Below are 517 nucleotides of genomic sequence, written 5' to 3' on the forward strand. Positions count from 1 at the left end.
CAAAGATGTTATAATAAAAATAGTTATTTTTTATTAATTACTCTGTAATTTTTAATTTCTTTGCGTCATCTGATTCTGTCGCGAAACTTACATCAGATGATGCTTTTTCTATTTCATGAAATTTTTGTATAAGTTCATCGAACTCTTTTAAATAAACCTGTAATAACTCAACTGTATGTCCATTTTGTATACGATGTTCTAAATAGCTAGCAGAAAAATTAATATGTTCCCGTTTTGTTTCTAATTCATTTTTTACAAATCTATYTTCAACAAACCAAGCATGTTTGGTAGCTACATYATYAATTTTTTGTTTTATCACTYCAATGTCACACATTGATTCTTTAATTTCCCAATTCATTTTTATTCTCCTTTCTCTAATTGAAACTTATTCTTTAATTCYTGTGCGCACCATTTCATTATCAATTCTAAGTGCTTTTCACGACTGATCTCTGAAACCACTTCAATACCATTAACATATTCTGTGTGTTCATAACTTTCCAAATTATTCACGAAACTT

1 protein-coding gene is annotated in these 517 nt (G+C 27.7%); it reads right to left on the reverse strand.

Annotated elements, in window-relative coordinates:
• Positions 1-37: 37 nt before the first annotated feature.
• Entirely contained in the window at positions 38-358 is a 321-nt protein-coding gene (gene tscT / locus A6013_RS24165) for a type II toxin-antitoxin system toxin TscT (protein WP_069733885.1), read from the reverse strand.
• Positions 359-517 lie beyond the last annotated feature (159 nt).

Origin of the sequence: Enterobacter sp. IF2SW-B1, from assembly GCF_001743375.1 — a bacterium.
Taxonomy (GTDB): domain Bacteria; phylum Pseudomonadota; class Gammaproteobacteria; order Enterobacterales; family Enterobacteriaceae; genus Enterobacter; species Enterobacter bugandensis.